Raw genomic sequence first — 17,351 nt, 5'->3', positions numbered from 1 at the left:
CGGGAGGCCGCTCCCTCGTGGCGGCGGGCAGGCGACGGAATCGTGGTCGGCAGAGATCGAGAGCGTTCCGCGCCTCCCCACCGCGACGAAGGAAAATCCCGCGAAGTCCCAGCTCACCACCGGCGCCGGACTCCGGACTCCGACACGGAGGCTACGCGTCGATGCCGAGCCCGCGAGCGCCGTAGCCGGTGAGGACGGCCGTGACCACTTCGGTGCGGGATCTGAGCCCGGTGCGTGCGAACAGCCGGGACAGCCGGTTGGCGACCGCGTCCTCGGTGAGCCGCAGCACCGTGGCGATCTGCCGGTTGGTCAGGCCTTCGGCGATCAGGGTCGCGAGCAACTCCTCGCTCTCGACGGTGGCTTGCTTCCGGCCGGGCACGGTGATCCCGGTCTCGCGCATGGCGGCCCGGGTGTGGAAGCGCTCCAGTACGGCACCGCTCCGACCGAAGAGTTCGTACGCCTCTCGCAGCAGTGCGGGTGGGCCGCCGCCCACGTCGACGGAGGCGACGAGGGCCACCGCCGTCTCGAACGGCTGGCTGCGCGAGCGTGCCAGTTCCACGGCCTCCCGTGCGTTCTCCCCGGCGGTGACGGGACTGTCCGGCCGTAGCACCCGGGCCGATGCCGTGAGGTACCTGAGCCGTGTCCTTCCGGTGCCCATCCGGTCGGAGATCCGTTCCAGGCGTTCCAGGCAGGGCAGCGCCTCGGCCGTGCGTCCCGATTCCGCGAGCAACTCGGCGAGGGAGGCCCAGAGTTCGTCGGTCCCGGCGATCTGCCCGTGCGCCTCCGCCGCGTCCAGGCCGCGCCGCAGCGTCTTCTCCGCGCCGGTCGGATCGCCGAGGATCCGCAGCAACTCCGCTTCGGCGGCGTCCAGTGAGTACTCGGGTGGACCCTCCCCCTCGGCCCGCACGCTGTCGATCAGGCGGCGGGCGCTCGTGACGCGACCCCGGGCGAGAAGGATCGCCGTGGTCCGCGCGGGAACCACGTAGTGGTCGACCGCCGCCGTGTGGATCCCGTTGTTCGCCAGCATCCAGCGGGCCGGTTCCAGTGCCTCGTCCCACTCGCCCCGGAGGTGGTGCCGGAGGAACTGACTGTGCCGGGGCATCAGTCGGGGGGCCAGACCCTGGGCCGTCAGGAGGGCCTCGCCCGCGTGCAGGTCGCCGCCGTTGAGCAACTCGTCGAACTTGGCGACGGTCAGTGTGTACGCGTGGTCGGGGCCGATGTGCGGCGCTTCCGGAAGGGTCAGTGAGCGTCTGAACCGCTCCGGCCGGCCCAGCGCCAGTTCCGCCGCGGCCCGGAAGCAGTCGGGGTTGGCGGCGGCGCGGACGTCGGTGTTCCATATCGGTTCCGTCCGCACCAGGAGGTCGAGCGCCTCACTCCATCTCGCCAGCAGACACAGGGCCAGTGCCCGGCCGGTGGTGGCGGCCAGGACGGGCAACCGCAGTTCGTCCCACCACTGTTCCGTGGCCAGTCGCGAAAGTGCCCGCCAGTCGAGGTCGTTGGCCGTCGCCACCGTGAACAGGGTCGCGGTCTCCTGGAGTTCCAGCCGGCCGAGGATGTCCGGGCGGTCCCGCAGGATCGACTCGGCGATGGTCCGAGCGGCCCGGAAGTCCCCCGCGAAGTAGGCGGCGACGGCGTACCGCTGAAGGGCCGGGATCCGGTCGGCGGGGCGCTCGACGAGGTTGCCTGCCGCCTGGCACCAGCGGAGCATTCCCCTGCCTTCGGCGTCGGGATGCAGACGCTCCGCCGCGGCCGTCAACTCCTTTGCCGCACGGTCCCGTTCGACCAGGGTCCCCGCGTCCGCGATCCGGTCCGCCCTATAGGCCACCGCGTCCGCCTCGTCGAGCCCAACCGTCGTCGGCGGTTTCGCCCCGGCCGTGCTGCCCGCCGCGTCCTCGTCAGCCCACAGCGTCTGCGTCGCGGTGGCCGACAGCCGACTGAGCTCCAGCGGCCCGAGCCGCTCGCGGAGGGCATGTGCCACCAGCGGAACCGCGAGCGTCCACCCCTGTGCCGTACCGCCATCGGTCCCGGGCAGGTCCTCGACGATCTCCGCACCGGCCAAGTCCCGCACGGCGGCCCGGACTTCGTCGACGGACAGGCCGACCGCCCCCGCGATCAGCGCTACGGCCCGTGCGCCGAGGGGCCACAGGACACTGAGGGCGCCTGCCACTGTGCGGCACGGTTCGCCCAGCGCGTCCAGCGCCCGCATGAACCGGTCGCCGTCCGGCAGCACCGGCGTCGGCGTCCGCACCCCGACGAAGGCGTGGCCGTCCGCGACCTTGATCGCGCCTTGCCGCGTCCACTCGGTGAGCAGGGCGTCGACCGCCCCGGGCAGTCCGCGTGTGAGGGCGCGCACGCGCCGCGCGAGACCGGTGTCGGGAGTCGCCCCCAACCGCCGCGCCACCATGGCGACGGTCCGGTCGGCCCCGAGGCGGGTCAGCACGATCGTGCGGGCCCCCTGGGCAGCGGCCAGCTCATCCACGGTTCCGCCGGCACGGTCCCGCCGTAGGACCCGGCTCTCTTCCACGACCCTCCCGGCACCGGACGCACTCCCGCCGCACCCCACCACCGAGGCCAGCAGCCGGACACCGGACGGCACCCGTGCGAAGTCGGTTCCGCCGAGCAGGGCCAGCGAATCGGGGTCGGCGTACTGGAGGTCGTCCAGCACCACGACCACGGACGCGGCCCGCGCCAGAGCAGCGCGCAGCAGTGCGGCCATCACCGCCCCGTCGCGCCGCCCGGCCGCACGCACCGCCTCCGCGGGCCGACGCTCCTCCAGCACCATGACGAGCCGCAGCGCCAGCAGGAAGGGCCGAGCGCCGTCACCGGGAACACAGTTCACGGCGCGCACCAACTCCCCTTCCGCGCGCAGTCGTTGGGCGATCGCGTTCATGAACACGGTGCGCCCGGAGCCTCGTTCACCCCGGACCAGGACAAGTCGCGGCCCTCCCCTGTCCCTCAGCAGGCCGTGGCTCTCGTCCAGCTCCCGCTCACGGCCGATTGGACAGTCGGTCGCGGGATCCACGCCCGCAGCCGTCCCGCCGCGTACCAGCCACGGGTTGCCGGACGGAACGGTCATGGTCCACCGCGCTCTCTTCGACGACCCGGGCCGGGCGGGCGGTGACGGGCCCGGGTGTTCCCGGCGTCTCCGGTCGGCCGTACGTTCGGGAACCGACCCCGCATCCACATTATGATCACATTCACGCGGCCGTTTCCGTCGCACGGTCGACTCCGCACGCACCACCACCAACTCGCGTGCTCCTGTTGGTAGTTCACGCGCGGAACACCGGACCCGGAAGGAAGTGGGCGTGCGGGAAGGAGACCCTCTCGTCGGCAGGGACAGCGAACTCCGTGACATGACGCGGACCCTGCTGGCCACCGGCGCCTCGGCCCGCACCCTCCTGGTCGTCGGTGGTCCGGGGACGGGCAAGACCACCCTGGTGGAACAGGCCCGCCGAGCGGCGGCCGAGGAAGGCGCCCACGTCCTACGGCTGCGCTGTCACGACGGGGAGAGCGCGCCCGGTGCGGAGGCGCTGGCCGACGGCGTCCATTCGGTGCTCGCCAAGTTCCACGACCGCCGCAGCCCGGTCCGGGCCGGCGCCCTCCGCCGGATCCGGCTCCGATCCACCGGCCAGGACGGCGAGTTGGCACTGCTGTCCGTCTTGGGTGAGATCCTCACGGACGCGGCGGCCCGCATCCCCTTCGCGGTGGTGGTCGACGACGTCGAACGGATGCCGCCGCCGACGGCGTCCGCCCTCGGCCTGCTGCTGCGCGTCTTCCGCCCGGCCGGAGTACCGGTGGTGATGACCGGCCGACCGATCCGGCCCGCCGCCGACGGCGCCTCGCCGCTGACGGCCGCGGCCGACCGGCTGCTCGAACTCCCGCCGCTGCGCCCCGCGGACATCGAGGCCCTCGTCGTACGGCGACTCGGCCGCCCGGTCGAGCCGGCCCTCGTGACGGCGGTGCTGGCCGCGCTGGGCCCCATGGCGGGCACCCCCGCGGCCGTACTGTCGGTGCTCGACGCGCTGGACGAGCACGGCGACCTCCTGGAACTCGACGGCCATGTGTGCCTGACGGAACCGGAGCGCGCACTGCGTCTCACCACGGACACAACGGAGTTGAGCCGGCTCTGCTGGCCCGATTCCCCTCCGGACACCGACAGTCTGGACGCCGCGGCGGCGGTGGCCCGCAGCATCGAACACGCCGAGGTGCGGCTGGACGATCTGCTCCGGCTGAAGCCGGGGGGCCCGCGCCGGGCCGGCCTCGTCGACCGAGCGGTCACCCCGCTGGTCAGGGACGGGACGCTGACCGTGGGCAAGGACGGCCGGATGGCGTTCGCCGTGCCGGCGCTCGCGGCGGCGCTGCGCGCCCTGCCCACCCACCATGACGTGTCGTCGCTGCACGCCCTGATCACCGGGTCGTTGACGGATCGGCTGGGCGCGGAGACGGCGGGCAGCTGCTGTCCGCGGCTGGCCGAACATGTGGCGGCCGCCGGGGCCGAGTTGGACGACGTCCTCGCGGCGGACGTGCTGCTCGCGGCGGCCCGTGCGGACGCCAGGTCGGACTGGCCCCGATCGGTCCGCGCCTACGCGTCCGCGCTGCGACGCCTGCCGTCTTACGACCACCGGACACCCCAAGTGCTGCGAGAGTGGGCCGAGTTGAGCCTGCGTCACGCCGACCACACCGGTGCGCTCGCGCTGGGCGAACCGCTGCTCGCCCGCCTGACCGCGTCACCGGCCGGGGCGCGGGACCGGGACGGGGGCTCGCTGGACTTCGTAGCCGAGGTGTGGGCTCTGGCGGCGCTGCACGAACACCGGTTGCCGCACTTCCACGCCGTCCGGGATCCGATCCCCGCCATGGACGAACTCGCGGAACTGGCCGGTCCGTTCGGGGTCGGTCCCCTGCCGTCCCGGCCACGGGGCGAGACGCGCCGGGCGTCGGCCGCCGAGCGCCGGAAGGGATCCGGGCCACTGCCGTCCGGCCCGGAACTACGGCTGCTGGCGGCCTCCGCGGGGAGCCACGACGGACTCTCGGCCGCTCTGCGCACCCTGCCACCCGACGCGGACAGCACACCGGACCTGGACCGGCTGCGGAACGCCGCCGTCCACGCGGACCTGGCCGGCGCCCTGGCCACCGTGCTCGGTGACCGGTACACCGGGGCGGGCGACAGCAGCGCCGCCTGGTACCACGCCATGGTCCGCGACTACCTCGAAGGCGACTGGGACCGGGCTCTGGTCTCCGCCCGCCGGATCGAGGCGCGCAGCCGGACCCGTGGTTCGACGGCGGGCGCGGCACAGCCCGCCCGGGCGCTCGCTGCCGAAATCCATTGCACGCGTGGGGAGTTGGACCTCGCCCGGTTCTGGATCGAGCTGATTCCGGAGGCCGTGTCGCACCCGCTGGTCGTCTGGGCCAGGCTGGGCGTGCGGTACTGGTCGGGTCAGCGGGAGGAGGCGCTCGCGGCGGCCCTCAGGGACGTACGACGGGCTCGCGAGCAGGGGCTGCACTCGGGCACGGAGAAGGTGCTTCTGCGGTACATCTCCTTCGCCCTGGTGGCGGGCCTGCCCCAAGCCATGCCTCAGGCGCTGGACGAACTGGAGGCGCTGCACGCGGTGGTGGGTTCTCCCATGACGCGCGAGGCGGTGCTCATCGGGCGCGGACTGGTGCACGGCGACGCGGACAGCGCGCTGGCGGCCCTGCGGTCGGTACGCCGACGGGGCGACGCCTACCTGGGCCTGCTCTGCTGTCTGTGCCTGATGGAGATCGGCGACGAGTCCGGACCGTGGCTGGCCGAGGCCTCCCGGATCGCGCAGTCGCTGGGGATCGGGCGCGCCACCCGTACGACGCTCGGTCACATGACGCGCCGGCGGACCCTCGGACTGCCGAGGACGCGTCCGGCCAGGGACGAGTTCGGTGCGGAGGACGTCCGGCTGACCACGATGGTCAGCGAGGGGGCGACCAACCGGCAGATCGCGGCACGGCTCGCGTGGAGCGAGAAGACCGTGGAGCGGCGGCTCAGCCGGCTCTTCCGCCGTACCGGGTGCCGCTCCCGGGTGGAACTGGCCGCAGCCTGGCTGGACGGCAGCCTCGCCCGCCGCGTTCTGGTGCCGGACGACACCCCCTCCAGGGCCGGCGGTCCCGTGCCGGGCCCGGGCGGAGCGCGGCGGCCGTGACGGAGAGGGCTGCGGGCCGCCGGCCCAAGGGCGTTGCCCGCCGGGTCAGTTGAGGCGGGCGGCGTGCGTGTCGACGGGTACACCGAGCCGGCCGGTGAGCAGGGAGCCGTCGGGCTTCACCTGAAGGTTCCATTCCAGGGCCGGGATGTAGCCGAGCACCAGCAGCGCGTCGGTCCCGCGCAACGGGGTGTCGCCCCATCGCTCGTTGCGGTACTGGGCCGCGGTGACCACGAAGAGCCGACGGGCGTGGCTCCCGGAGTTCGCCGCACCGCGGTCCCTGCCCATGTGCAGGGTCTGCACGGCCGACGGTCCCCCGCGCTGTCCGGGCAGCTTGTTCTCCCCCACAGCCAGTGCATCGCCCCGGGTGGCCGCGGTGTGCAGGCGGGCCGATCGCGCGGCCAGCCCGTCGGTCACCGAGGGAGTGGCCGCCGAGCCCACCAGGACGACCGTGGCGAGGGTCCCGACCGGCCCCGAGACCACTTCGGAGATGAGGGCCTGCGCCAGGAGCAGGACATCGTTGTCGTCTCCGGTCAGGGCGATCGGGCCGCTCAGCCGGGAGAGGTCGACCAGCATGCGTTCGCCCCTGTGGAGGCCGAGGGTGACGGTCAGGGAGTACGGATGGGTGAGCCCGTCGCCCCCGTCGCCTCCTCGCCGCAGCCTCGCCGTGTCCACGGACCACTCCTTCCCGGAGACGTCCGCGGTCCAGGGCGCCGGCGCGTCGTCGTCGGCCTCGGCGAGCCGCAGGGTCAGTTTCTGCCCCGAGTGGACGACGACGTGGATGTCCGGCAGCGAGCGCCCGCCCTGCGGACGCCCCGCGGCCACGGCCCGCAGGCCCAGCGCGACCGTTTCGAGCGCCTTGCGGCTGGGGCCCAGCACCGTTGAACGGGTCCGCGCCGACGAGGAGTTGTGCCTCCGCCGGAAGAGCGCGACCCCGAGCAGGAACAGGCCGAGCCCCACGCACAGGGCAATGGACGCGATCATGCGGCCGCCTTTGTTGCTAGAAGTTGTCAGAGACAGGCACCGGCCCAAGAGAGCGCCGGCCGTCGGCGTGGAACGCCGACGACGAAGCGGACCGGTGTCCGAAGGGCGCGAGAACGCGCTTCCCCCGGCATCGTCGCGCGCCCGCTGTTTCCGGTGAAAGGCGAAACCGCCAACCTTGCCGGTCCGTACAGGGAGTTGGGGGGATCTTCCGCCCGGGACCGTCGTGACGCCCGGGACGCCTCGGCAACTCGCGCCAGGTTTCCCTCCCCTCGCGCGCGACGGGCCGGTGGGGCGCCTGCGTGATCTCCGCCGGTGACACCATCGTCCTCCCGAACCTCATGGACGACCTCAGTTGCGAGTTGGGGGGCGCGTGCCTCAGCAAGTACTCGGCGAGAGCCTGCGCGTGGCGATCCACGCCCCCGCCCCGTTGATCCGCGCCGGGCTGGCCGGCTTCGTCGCCATGGAGCCGCGGCTGCGCGAGGTGCCGCGGGACAGGATCCGGGAGGCCGACGCGATCGTGGTCGCCGTGGACGTGGCGGACGCCTCCGTCCTGGACCTGCTCCCCAGCCTGTGCGACCACCCGGGCGCACGCTTCCTCGTGGTCGTCAGCGATCGCTGGCAGGCCGACGTGTCGCTGGCCCGGCACCGGGGCGTCCGCGCCGTGGTGTGGTGGGACTTCTGTAGCCCGGACGTCTTCGTCCGCACGGTGCGCGCCGTGGCGGGCGAGGACGGAAACGCAGCACATGCCACACACACCGTCGCCCCCTCCCGGCACCGGGCTCCCCTGAGCACGCGCGAAGTGGCCGTACTACGCCTGATCGCCGAGGGAAGACAGTGCGACGAGATCGCGACGGAACTCTCCTACTCCGAGCGCACGGTGCGCTACATCCTCTACGGCGCGATGAAGCGCCTGCGGGCACGCAACCGCACCCATGCCGTCTCCTACGCCATACGGGCCGGATTGATCTGATCCGCCGTAACATCGGCCTCCCGCACCGGAGTTGACGGAGGAGCACCGATGAACCTGGGCAGCCACCTCACTCAGCGTCTGCTGCGTCTTCCTCCGCCTCTCACCCGCGATGTGACCGTCGACCACGATCTACGGGTGCCGATGCGGGACGGGACCGTCCTGCTGGCCGACCGCTGGAGGCCGAGGTCCGGTGGCGACGGCCTGCCGACCGCGCTGCTGCGGATCCCCTACGGCAGGGCGGGCATGGCCGCGGGTCCGATGGTCCGGCCGCTGGCCGAGCGCGGATTCCAGGTGCTGATCCAGAGCACGCGCGGGACGTTCGGCTCCGGCGGCACCTTCGATCCCATGCGGCACGAGCGCGAGGACGGGCTCGACACCGTGGACTGGGTGATCGGGCAGCCCTGGTTCGGCGAGTCGATGGTGCTGTACGGCATGAGCTACCTCGGCTTCGTCCAGTGGGCCATCGCCGACCAACTGCCGCCGCAGGTCAGGGCGATGATCCCGGCGGTGTCGGAATCGGCGCTCAGTCTGGAGTTCCTCCGCGAGGACGGGTTCTCCCTGGAGACACCGTTCGGCTGGGGCGTCATGGTCGCCGGACAGGAACGCCGGTGGGCGGTACCGCGCCAACTCCTGGGGGCGAAGCGGGTGCGCCGCGCCATGTCGACGCTGCCCCTGGGCGAGGCCGATGTCGCCGCCATGGGACAGCGGTCCGGCTACATCCAGGACGTCCTCGCCCACGACGCCGGCACGCCGCGCTGGGCAGCGCTCGACCACAGTCACCGGGTGGCCGACATCGCCGTACCGGTGAGCTCGGTCGGCGGCTGGTACGACATCTTCCTGCCCGGCCAGCTCCGCGACCACCAGGCCCTCCAGGCGGCCGGTCGGCAGGCCCGGCTCACGGTCGGCCCGTGGACGCACACCTCCCGGGGTGTGGGCGTCACGGCGGTCGCCGAGGCCCTCGGTTTCGGCCTCGCCCACGCCCGCGACGAGCAGCCGGCGGAGCGCGCCCCGGTCCGCCTGTTCGTCATGGGCGAGGAGACCTGGCGCGACTTCCCCTCCTGGCCGCCCCCGGGGTACACACAGCGGCGCTTCCACCTCCACCCTGGCGGCACCCTGTCCACCGACCCGGCGGACGAATCCGCGCCAGACGGCTACCGCTACGACCCGGCGGACCCGACTCCGGCCGTCGGCGGGGTGCGCCTGGCCCTCGGCGTGAAGGGCGGCCCCGTCGACAACACCGGACTCGAAGCCCGGCCGGACGTGCTGACCTACACAACTCCCGTACTGGACACGGATGTCGAGGTGATCGGTGAGGTCGGCGCCGAGATCTGGTTCCGCTCCAGCCTGCCTTTCGCGGATGTGTTCGTCCGGCTGTGCGACGTCGACGCCGGGGGCCGCTCGACGAACGTGTGCGACGGCCTGGCCGGTCTGGCCGACGCCGACCGGATCTCCCGCGCGACGGTACGGCTGTGGCCGACGGCCCACCGCTTCCGGCGCGGTCACCGCATCCGGGTCCAGGTATCCAGCGGCGCTTTCCCCCGCTACAACCGCAATCCGGGCACCGGCGAACCCAGGGCGACGGCCACGACTCTCCGCGCCGGGAACCAGGAGGTGTTCCACGACCCCGGACACCCGTCCGCGGTACTTCTGCCGGTCCGCCCGGCGATACGGAAAAACGGCTCGGCCGAGCACGAGCTCGATAAGGGACTGGACATGAGTGGACTAGACAATTAAGCCGCTTCAACTCCCACGCGATGTCCCGGAATACGGCGCCTGAAGGACCCGGCCGGTCTCGGCACATATTGCCCCACCGAGACCTGGCCGACACCACGACTACTCAATTGTCATATGCCCTGCCGTGTTTATACCTCCAGGGTGGACTCGAGCCGCTTGAGGTTATGCCTCGCCAGCGCCAGATTGCTGCGCTCCCGGTCCAGCGCCAGATACAGGAAGAGCGAGCCGCGTGAGCTCGCCAGCGGCCTGATCAGGTGGTACTGCCGGCCGAGGGTGATCAGGATGTCCTCGATACGGTCGTCCACGTTGATGGACTTCAGCGTGCGCTGCTTGGCCCGCACCACCTCGGTGTTGCCCGCCCCCGCGACCTCCAGGTCCAGATGCGGGCCGCCACCCAGCGCCCCCAGCGTCATGCCGCTCTCGTAGTCGACCAGGGACACCCCCAGAGCCCCGTCGATAGTCATCGCTTCCTTGAGTGTCGCCTCAATGTTCACGTGGTGCCTCGTTCCCCTCACCCCGGCAAGAATCAGTATCTCGCCACGAAAACGGTCTCAATGCGAACCGTGCGGGTAACAGACAACACCATCTTTGGTCAGAGTTGCGATAGTTGGCAAACAAAGTAGTCTGCTCGCCGGAGTGACTGAAGGGGGGACCTTTGTCATCGCTCGACGCCGCGCTGGGCCGCGCCCTGAGCACACCCGGCATCAGCGGAGCCGCGGTACTCGATGCCGTCACCGGCCTCTCCTATGCGGAATCGGGTGATACAAGTGCCAGTCAGGACTCCTGCGAAATAGCGGAACTGGCCCGCACCCGCCTCGTTCGGGCAGGCGCGTCAGGGGAGTTGGAGAGCGTCATCGTGACGACCTCCACCCGGCATCTCGTAACGATCCAACTCCCGCGGCAGGGCGACCCCTTGCTGCTGTGCGCGACCGTCGACCGCGACCGCACGAACCTCAGCTCGGCGCTGCGCGAACTGAGGCTGCACGCCGACGAGTTGCTGGCATGACGGAAGGCACCGAGGAACCGCTCCCCGACTCCCGCAATGTTCCCGCCCTGTTGGCGGCACTCCGGACCCGACACCGTTCCTGCACCGTGGTCGTGACCGGCACCCCCGGCGGCTCCATCCATGTGCGCGACGGTCTCGTGGTGGCCATGGAGACCCCCGGCGCACCGGGCATCGAGGGGCTGCTGCTCAGGTCGGGCCGGATCGGTGAGCAGACATGGTCGGCGGTCCGCGCCTCCGACACCACCCACGAACACCTCGCCGCCGAACTCGTGGACCGCGGACTCGTGGGCGCCGCCGAGTTGGAGGTCATCAGCCTCGGCGCGCTCTTCGACGCCGCCTTCGCGCTCTCCCTCGCCGTACCCGACAGCTGGGAAGTCACCGGCCCCGTACCGACGTTGTACCGCAACGCCGGAGTCACCCCCGAGCGACTCCTCGGCGAGGTGTCCCGACGTATCAACTTCCTTGCCGGGGAGCCCGGTTCGGTCGCCGCCCTCGCCCGCACCCGTATGCAGCCGGCGTCCACCGCGCACCTCCCCGAACCCGCCGACAGGCTCCCGGCCCGGCACCGAGCCGTCCTGGCCGCCGCGGACGGACGCAGGACGGCGAGGGACATCGCCTTCGCCCTCGGCCGGGGTCTCTTCGCCGTCATGATCGACCTACGACACCTGCTGGACCGCGGTCTCGTCCGCCCGCACACACCCTCGGCGAACGGCCGACCCAGCACCGCGGCGCGCATCGCACCGTCCGCGGCGCCTCCCTCCGCCATGGCGCCGCCCTCCGCACTCGACTCCGCGTCGCTCCCGCGTCGGCTCCCCGGCCGGAACTCCGCAGCGGCCCGCCGACCTCACGACTGAACCGCCGGGCCCCCGGCCGCGTCCCCACCGGATTCCCCTCCTACCTCGTTGTCCCACCGCCATCACACGCAACAGGAAGAAGACGCCTTGACTGCCACCCCCTCTTGAACGAGGGGGTCCTACGGCTCGCGCCGTGGGGTTTTCTGCTTCGTCGCCGACTGCCCGCCCGGAGAACTCCGTTGAGGTCTTACACCGGCTCCACAGACAGACACCGCCAGCCCGGCGGCCAAAAGGTTCCGTGCCGCGTTCACGTCACGGTCATGAGTCGTCCCGCAGTCGCACGTCCAGGTACGGACGCTGAGCGGCATCTCCTGTCGCAGACTGCCGCAGTTCGAGCACAGTTTGGAAGAGGGGAAGAACCGGTCTACCACGATGACCTCGCGCCCGTACCAGGCGGCCTTGTACTCCAGCATGGAGCGGAACTCGCTCCAGCTCGCGTCGGAAATGGCCCGGGCGAGCATGTGGTTTTTGACCAAGTTGCGCACGGTCAGGTCCTCGATCACGAGCGTTTGGTTCTCACGCACGAGCCGAGTGGTCAACTTGTGGAGCAGATCGCGGCGCCGGTCGGCGATCCGGGCGTGGATCTTCGCGACCTTGCGCCGTGCCTTGGCCCGGTTGGTTCCCTCGCCCTTGGCCTTACGGGACAGCTCGCGCTGAGCTCTTGCGAGACGGCCGCGGTCACGGCGCTCGTGCCGCGGGTTGGCGACCTTCTCCCCCGAGGAGAGGGTCAGCAGATGGATAAGACCGACATCGATCCCGACAGCCGCATCGGCAGTTGGAAGCGGCCCGATGGTGGGGTCGTCACACAGCATCGAGACGAACCAGCGACCGGCCGCGTCCTGCGACACGCTCACAGTCGACGGCTGGGCTCCTTCGGGCAATGGCCGCGACCAGACGATGTCCAGCGGCTCCGTCATCTTCGCCAACGTCAGCCGTCCGTCCCGGAAGCGAAAACCGCTGCGGCTGTATTCGGCGGACTTCCGGGACTTCTTCCGCGTCTTGAAGCGCGGGTACTTGGCCCGCTTAGCGAAGAAGTGGGTGAACGCCGTCTGCACATGCCGCAGTGTCTGCTGAAGCGGAACGGACGACACCTCACGCAGGAAGGCGAGCTCCTCGGTCCTCTTCCATCCAGTCAGCATGGCCGAGGTCTGGTTGTAGGTGACCTGTTCCTGCCTCAGCGTCCACGCCTCACTCCGGGCAGCGAGCGCCAAGTTGTAGACCTTCCGCACGCACCCGAACGTGCGCGACAACTCGGTTGCCTGCGCCTCGGTGGGATAGAAGCGGTACTTGAACGCCCGCTTCACGTGATTCATGGTCACCCGCACAAACTAGTGAGACCTCCACGCCAACATCAAACCTGCCGGTCACGGCACTGGGATCCACCCTGGAGACGATTCCCAGCTCCTTGCCCTGCACCACAGGGGCACTGTTTCCGACCCCGGCCAAAGCCGCGGGCATCAACGAAAGGATTCCAATGAGCGACCCCGTGACCGACCTCCTCATCGCCCTGCGGGACAGCGTGATGGGAGTCACCGAGACCACGCTGGCCACCAGCGACGGGCTCGTCGTGGCGAGCGACACGGCCAAGACCCACCCCGAGTCCATGGCCGCGGTGGCGGCGGCGACCCTCGCTCTGGGCCACCGCCTCGCCGATCAGGGCGGCACCGGCCACCTCCGCGAGATCAGCGCGCGCTGCAGCACGGGCCACGTGATCGTGACGGCCGTAGGAGAACGGGCACTGCTCGCGGTGGTCGCGGACCACGGCCTGGACCAGGCGGCGTTCCACCGCGAGATCCCGGCCGTCACGGCGGAACTGCGCCGGCATCTGGACGAGGACGTCTAGGCGGACTCGCGGACAATCACCCGGGCCGGTCGCGACGCGGCGTCCGCCGCCGGCAGGCCCAGCGCGGTGCGTGCGGCGCTGCGGCCGATGGCCTCCGCCTCGATGTGCACGGTGGTCAGGGCGGGCGAGAACAGCGCTCCGTGCGGGGTGTCGTCGAACCCGACGACGGCGAGGTCCTGCGGTGCGCGCAGCCCGAGGCGCCTCATCGCGGCGAGCGTGACGAGCGCGAGGTCGTCGTTGTAGGCGAGGACGGCCGTGACGTCCGGGTGGTCGGTGCGGAAGGCCCGGAGCCGTTCCTCGGCCGTGTCGACATCGCCGGGCAGGACGAGCGCCGGGCAGGCCGGCAGGCCCGCTGCGTGCGTGGCCTGCCGGATGAGCCGCCCTCGCAGACCGGACAGAGCCTGGAGTTCCGGGGTGTCCGGCATGACGGTGGCGAGATACCGGTGGCCTCGGTCGACCAGGTACCGGACCGGGACGTCGGCCTGCGCGGAGAACGCGTCGAGGGACGTCTCGGCGTCGGTGACGATCTCGTCCGCTCTGCCCGCGTCACCCAGGTCGATCACCGCCCGGGCGGAGACGGCCTGCGCCACGTCGGAGAGGGCCTGCGAGGAGAGATGGCCGTGCAGCACCAGCAACACGTGCTGGTGCGCGGCGAGTTCGGCGTCGAGGCCCCGGATGTAGCTGCCGAGGCTGCTGCCGGTGGGCACGCCCTCGATGTTGAGCAGGACGATGCGGGACGCCCCTTTGCGCAGCGCCTGCGCCGAGCCGTTCGGGACGTAGCCGAGTTCGCGCGCGGCCTGCCGTACCCGTTCCCGTGTCTCCTCGGAGACGTGCCCGGCCGCCCCGTTGAGAACGAAGCTCACCGTGGTCTGTGAGACCCCGCTGACCCGGGCGACGTCCTTGGCTGTCGCGCGCGTGGACCTGCTCACTCTCTCGCTCCTCGGAAACGGGGGCCCGGCGGCCGGGTCTCCTGCGTGCGGTCTGATCTGGGGCTTGTGCGGTGCGGGATGCGCTGGATACCGTACCGCAGACAGGTGGTAATACGTTTTACCAGCTGCGGGATGCGTACTGGGGACCTGATGCGAGGAGAGGCGCCCATGAAGCTCGACGCGGTCGACCCGGAACTGCGGCGCGCCGTCGCGCGGATGCCGCGGCTGCCGGTCCGCCGGACGTGGGGACGGCGCGTGGTGCGCGCCCTGGTCGTTCGGCACGGGCCGGGCGACCCGGTCGAGGGCGTCGACGTCCGTGTCCTCGACGAGGGCCGGGGCCTGCGCGTGTACACGCCCGCCGGTGGCGGCTCGGGCGCGGCGCTGCTGTGGGTGCACGGCGGCGGGTACGTCATCGGCGACGTCGTCCAGGACAACGCGTTCTGCGCCCTGACGGCCCGCGAGTCGGGCCTCGTCGTCGTCTCGACGAACTACCGCCTCGCCCCCGAACACCCCTTCCCGGCCGCGCTCGACGACGTCTCCGCAGCGTGGCGATGGGCGCGGGAGTCGGCCGGATCCCTCGGGATCGACCCGGCGCGCATCGCCGTCGGGGGTGCCAGCGCGGGCGCGGGTCTGGCCGCGTGTCTGGCACAGCGGTTGTACGACGCCGGTGGGGTCCGGCCGGTCGGGCAGTGGCTGTTCTCCCCCATGCTCGACGACCGCACCGCCGCGCGGCGCGAACTGGACGACGTGCGGCACCGGGTGTGGCACAACTCGGCGAACCGGACCGGTTGGGCCGCTTATCTCGGTACCGGGCCCGGCGCCTCCCGCGTCCCCGACCACGCGGTCGCGGCCCGGCGCGCCGACCTGAGCGGGCTGCCACCGGCCTGGATCGGCGTCGGCGACATCGACCTGTTCGCCGACGAGTGCCGCACCTATGCCGACCGTCTGCGCGACGCGGGCGTGGACTGCGCGTTCGACCTCGTGCCCGGTGCTCCGCACGGCTTCGAGACCTGGGCTCCCGGCACACGTGTCGCCCGGGCGCTGCTGGAGCGCGGCCGTGCCTGGCTGCGTGCGCGGGTGGCCGGACCGGCCTCGACGGCACCCGGCGAGTCCTGAGCTTCACTCCCCCGGAACCGGTCACCGCCCCTCACCTCACGGAGCCCTCATGCTGCGCACATCCTTCAACGACGGCTGGCAGACCCGCCCCAAGGTCAATCCCTTCGCCGAACTGTCCGGTACGAAGGTGCCGTTCAGGCCGGTGACACTGCCGCACGACGCGATGATCGGGCAGGAGCGCACGGCGCCGGACGGCGAGGCCACGATGGAGGGCGGCGCCGGGGCGTACTTCCCGGGCGGGACCTACGAGTACCGCAAGACGTTCGCTGTTCCCGAGGAGCACCGGGGCAAGCGGATCCTCTTCGAGTTCGAGGGCGTCTATCGCGATGCCGTCGTGTACATCAACGGGGACTACGCCGGCCAACGCCCCTTCGGTTACTCGCACTTCCACATCGACGCCGACCGTTTCCTGCGGTACGGCGACGACGGCGACAACGAGATCCGCGTGGAGGCCCGCGCCCATCGTGACTCACGCTGGTACACCGGTGCGGGCATCTATCGCGACACCTGGATGCTCGTCGGCGACGTGGTCCGGATCGCGCCCGACGGGGTCCGTGTCACCACCCCGGACGTCGACGCGGAACGGGCAGTGGTCGAGGTCGCGACGAGGGTCGAGAACGACTCGATCGCGATCCGTACGGTCGACGTCGTCACCGAGGTCCGCGATGCCGACGGGAGTGTCGTCGCGAGCGACGTCTCGAAGGCGACGGTGCTGCCGGGCGAGCCCGCGGTCGTACGCCAACGCCTGTATGTCTACGCCCCGTTGCTGTGGAGCACGGGCACACCCGCCCTGTACACCGCCACCGTGACCCTGAAGGACCTCGACGCCGAGACCGTCGTCTTCGGTGTCCGGTCGCTGCGCCTCGACCCCCGGCACGGGCTGCGGATCAACGGCGAGACGGTCAAGCTGCGCGGCGCATGTGTCCACCACGACAACGGAGTTCTGGGCGCGGCGACCTTCGCCCGCGCCGAGGAACGGCGGGTCCAACTCCTCAAGGACGCGGGGTTCAACGCGCTCCGTATGTCCCATCACCCCATGAGCAAGGCGATGTTGGACGCGTGCGACCGCCTCGGGATGCTCGTCGTGGACGAGGCCTTCGACGTGTGGACGTCGGGCAAGAGCGAGTTCGACTACAGCCTCGACTTCCCCGAGTGGTGGGAGCGCGACATCGAGGCGATGGTCGCCAAGGACTTCAACCACCCCAGCGTCATCATGTACTCGATCGGCAACGAGATCCCCGAGACCGGTACCCCCTCCGGCGCCGCGCGGGGCCGCGAACTCGCGGAGAAAGTGCGCTCGTTGGACGGCACGCGCTATGTCACCAACGCGGTGAACGGCATGCTCGCCGTCATGTCCGAACTGGGCAAGCTGCGGCAGCAGTCACAGGAGAAGGCGGCCGATCCGACCGAGAGCGAGGACAAGGGCATCAACACCCTCATGGCCGACGCGGGCGACATGATGAACGCGATCAGCGCCTCCGCCCTCGTCACCGAGAAGACAGCCGAGTCCTTCGCCGTGCTCGACGTCGCCGGCATGAACTACGCCGAGGCCCGCTACACGCTGGACCGCGACCTGTTCCCCAACCGCGTCATCCTCGGCACCGAGACCTTCTCCACCCGCATCGACGGCAACTGGCGTCTGGTCGAACAACTCGGCCATGTCATCGGCGACTTCACCTGGACCGGCTGGGACTACCTCGGCGAGGTCGGCATCGGCCGCCCCCAGTACCTCTCTCTTATACACCTCTGAC

General features: G+C 71.3%; 13 protein-coding genes. 8 read left to right on the top strand and 5 right to left on the bottom strand.

Annotation, left to right across the window (positions count from 1 at the left end; genetic code table 11):
• Nucleotides 1–151: 151 nt before the first annotated feature.
• Nucleotides 152–3,076 (bottom strand): AAA family ATPase, encoded by a 2,925-nt coding sequence (locus ACNFOC_RS07770; RefSeq protein WP_416958021.1) that lies wholly within the window; start codon nt 3,074–3,076, stop codon nt 152–154.
• Between the two features lie 229 nt (nt 3,077–3,305).
• On the opposite strand from ACNFOC_RS07770, the gene ACNFOC_RS07765 reads away from it, so the two are divergent.
• Nucleotides 3,306–6,167: a helix-turn-helix transcriptional regulator gene (locus ACNFOC_RS07765; RefSeq protein WP_416958019.1), complete on the top strand. Its 2,862-nt coding sequence runs from the start codon at nt 3,306–3,308 to the stop codon at nt 6,165–6,167.
• Nucleotides 6,168–6,212: 45 nt separating this feature from the next.
• Here the strand turns inward: ACNFOC_RS07765 and ACNFOC_RS07760 are convergent, their stop codons facing one another.
• Nucleotides 6,213–7,148 (bottom strand): hypothetical protein, encoded by a 936-nt coding sequence (locus ACNFOC_RS07760; RefSeq protein WP_416958017.1) that lies wholly within the window; start codon nt 7,146–7,148, stop codon nt 6,213–6,215.
• 370 nt (nt 7,149–7,518) lie between these two features.
• Here ACNFOC_RS07760 and ACNFOC_RS07755 point away from each other — a divergent pair, with 370 nt between their 5' ends.
• The gene (locus ACNFOC_RS07755; RefSeq protein ID WP_416958014.1) at nt 7,519–8,118 is read left to right on the top strand and encodes a helix-turn-helix transcriptional regulator; all 600 of its coding nucleotides are present in this window, start codon (nt 7,519–7,521) and stop codon (nt 8,116–8,118) included.
• A 48-nt stretch (nt 8,119–8,166) separates the two neighbouring features.
• Nucleotides 8,167–9,852 (top strand): CocE/NonD family hydrolase, encoded by a 1,686-nt coding sequence (locus tag ACNFOC_RS07750; RefSeq protein WP_416958012.1) that lies wholly within the window; start codon nt 8,167–8,169, stop codon nt 9,850–9,852.
• 128 nt (nt 9,853–9,980) lie between these two features.
• Here ACNFOC_RS07750 and ACNFOC_RS07745 read toward each other — a convergent pair whose 3' ends face one another.
• Nucleotides 9,981–10,346, bottom strand: a complete 366-nt coding sequence (locus ACNFOC_RS07745; RefSeq protein WP_416958010.1) for a hypothetical protein — start codon at nt 10,344–10,346, stop codon at nt 9,981–9,983.
• Between the two features lie 161 nt (nt 10,347–10,507).
• Between ACNFOC_RS07745 and ACNFOC_RS07740 the strand changes: the two genes are divergently transcribed.
• Together ACNFOC_RS07740 and ACNFOC_RS07735 are read left to right on the top strand one after the other, a co-directional pair.
• Complete coding sequence (locus ACNFOC_RS07740) at nt 10,508–10,858, top strand: hypothetical protein (RefSeq protein ID WP_416958008.1); 351 nt, start codon at nt 10,508–10,510, stop codon at nt 10,856–10,858.
• Nucleotides 10,855–11,712 carry a hypothetical protein gene (locus ACNFOC_RS07735; RefSeq protein ID WP_416958006.1) on the top strand — a complete coding sequence of 286 codons (858 nt, stop codon included), beginning with the start codon at nt 10,855–10,857 and terminating at the stop codon, nt 11,710–11,712. The genes ACNFOC_RS07740 and ACNFOC_RS07735 overlap by 4 nt, the downstream gene beginning before the upstream one ends.
• A gap of 119 nt (nt 11,713–11,831) precedes the next feature.
• Here the strand turns inward: ACNFOC_RS07735 and ACNFOC_RS07730 are convergent, their stop codons facing one another.
• A complete protein-coding gene (locus ACNFOC_RS07730) occupies nt 11,832–13,025 on the bottom strand; it encodes an RNA-guided endonuclease InsQ/TnpB family protein (RefSeq protein WP_416958103.1) in 1,194 nt (397 codons plus the stop codon).
• A gap of 161 nt (nt 13,026–13,186) precedes the next feature.
• Here ACNFOC_RS07730 and ACNFOC_RS07725 point away from each other — a divergent pair, with 161 nt between their 5' ends.
• Nucleotides 13,187–13,555, top strand: coding sequence for a roadblock/LC7 domain-containing protein (locus ACNFOC_RS07725; protein ID WP_416958004.1), 369 nt, complete (start codon nt 13,187–13,189; stop codon nt 13,553–13,555).
• Here the strand turns inward: ACNFOC_RS07725 and ACNFOC_RS07720 are convergent.
• Entirely contained in the window at nt 13,552–14,484 is a 933-nt protein-coding gene (locus ACNFOC_RS07720) for a LacI family DNA-binding transcriptional regulator (RefSeq protein WP_416958002.1), read from the bottom strand. The two genes, ACNFOC_RS07725 and ACNFOC_RS07720, sit on opposite strands and share 4 nt — an antisense overlap.
• Nucleotides 14,485–14,652: 168 nt before the next feature.
• On the opposite strand from ACNFOC_RS07720, the gene ACNFOC_RS07715 reads away from it, so the two are divergent.
• A complete protein-coding gene (locus tag ACNFOC_RS07715) occupies nt 14,653–15,600 on the top strand; it encodes an alpha/beta hydrolase (RefSeq protein WP_416958000.1) in 948 nt (315 codons plus the stop codon).
• Between the two features lie 49 nt (nt 15,601–15,649).
• Nucleotides 15,650–17,350, top strand: coding sequence for a glycoside hydrolase family 2 TIM barrel-domain containing protein (locus tag ACNFOC_RS07710; protein WP_416957999.1), 1,701 nt, complete (start codon nt 15,650–15,652; stop codon nt 17,348–17,350).
• The last annotated feature ends 1 nt before the right edge of the window (nt 17,351 follow it).

It is taken from the genome of Streptomyces colwelliae (assembly GCF_048158785.1).
Lineage (GTDB): Bacteria > Actinomycetota > Actinomycetes > Streptomycetales > Streptomycetaceae > Streptomyces.
This window is presented reverse-complemented; position numbering and strand designations above follow the sequence as displayed.

Coding starts and splice junctions, on each gene's coding strand:
- ACNFOC_RS07770 (WP_416958021.1), bottom strand. CDS start 3,076: ATGACCGTTCCGTCCGGCAACCCGTGGCTGGTACGCGGCGGGACGGCT.
- ACNFOC_RS07715 (WP_416958000.1), top strand. CDS start 14,653: ATGAAGCTCGACGCGGTCGACCCGGAACTGCGGCGCGCCGTCGCGCGG.
- ACNFOC_RS07710 (WP_416957999.1), top strand. CDS start 15,650: ATGCTGCGCACATCCTTCAACGACGGCTGGCAGACCCGCCCCAAGGTC.
- ACNFOC_RS07750 (WP_416958012.1), top strand. CDS start 8,167: ATGAACCTGGGCAGCCACCTCACTCAGCGTCTGCTGCGTCTTCCTCCG.
- ACNFOC_RS07735 (WP_416958006.1), top strand. CDS start 10,855: ATGACGGAAGGCACCGAGGAACCGCTCCCCGACTCCCGCAATGTTCCC.
- ACNFOC_RS07730 (WP_416958103.1), bottom strand. CDS start 13,025: ATGAATCACGTGAAGCGGGCGTTCAAGTACCGCTTCTATCCCACCGAG.
- ACNFOC_RS07725 (WP_416958004.1), top strand. CDS start 13,187: ATGAGCGACCCCGTGACCGACCTCCTCATCGCCCTGCGGGACAGCGTG.
- ACNFOC_RS07760 (WP_416958017.1), bottom strand. CDS start 7,148: ATGATCGCGTCCATTGCCCTGTGCGTGGGGCTCGGCCTGTTCCTGCTC.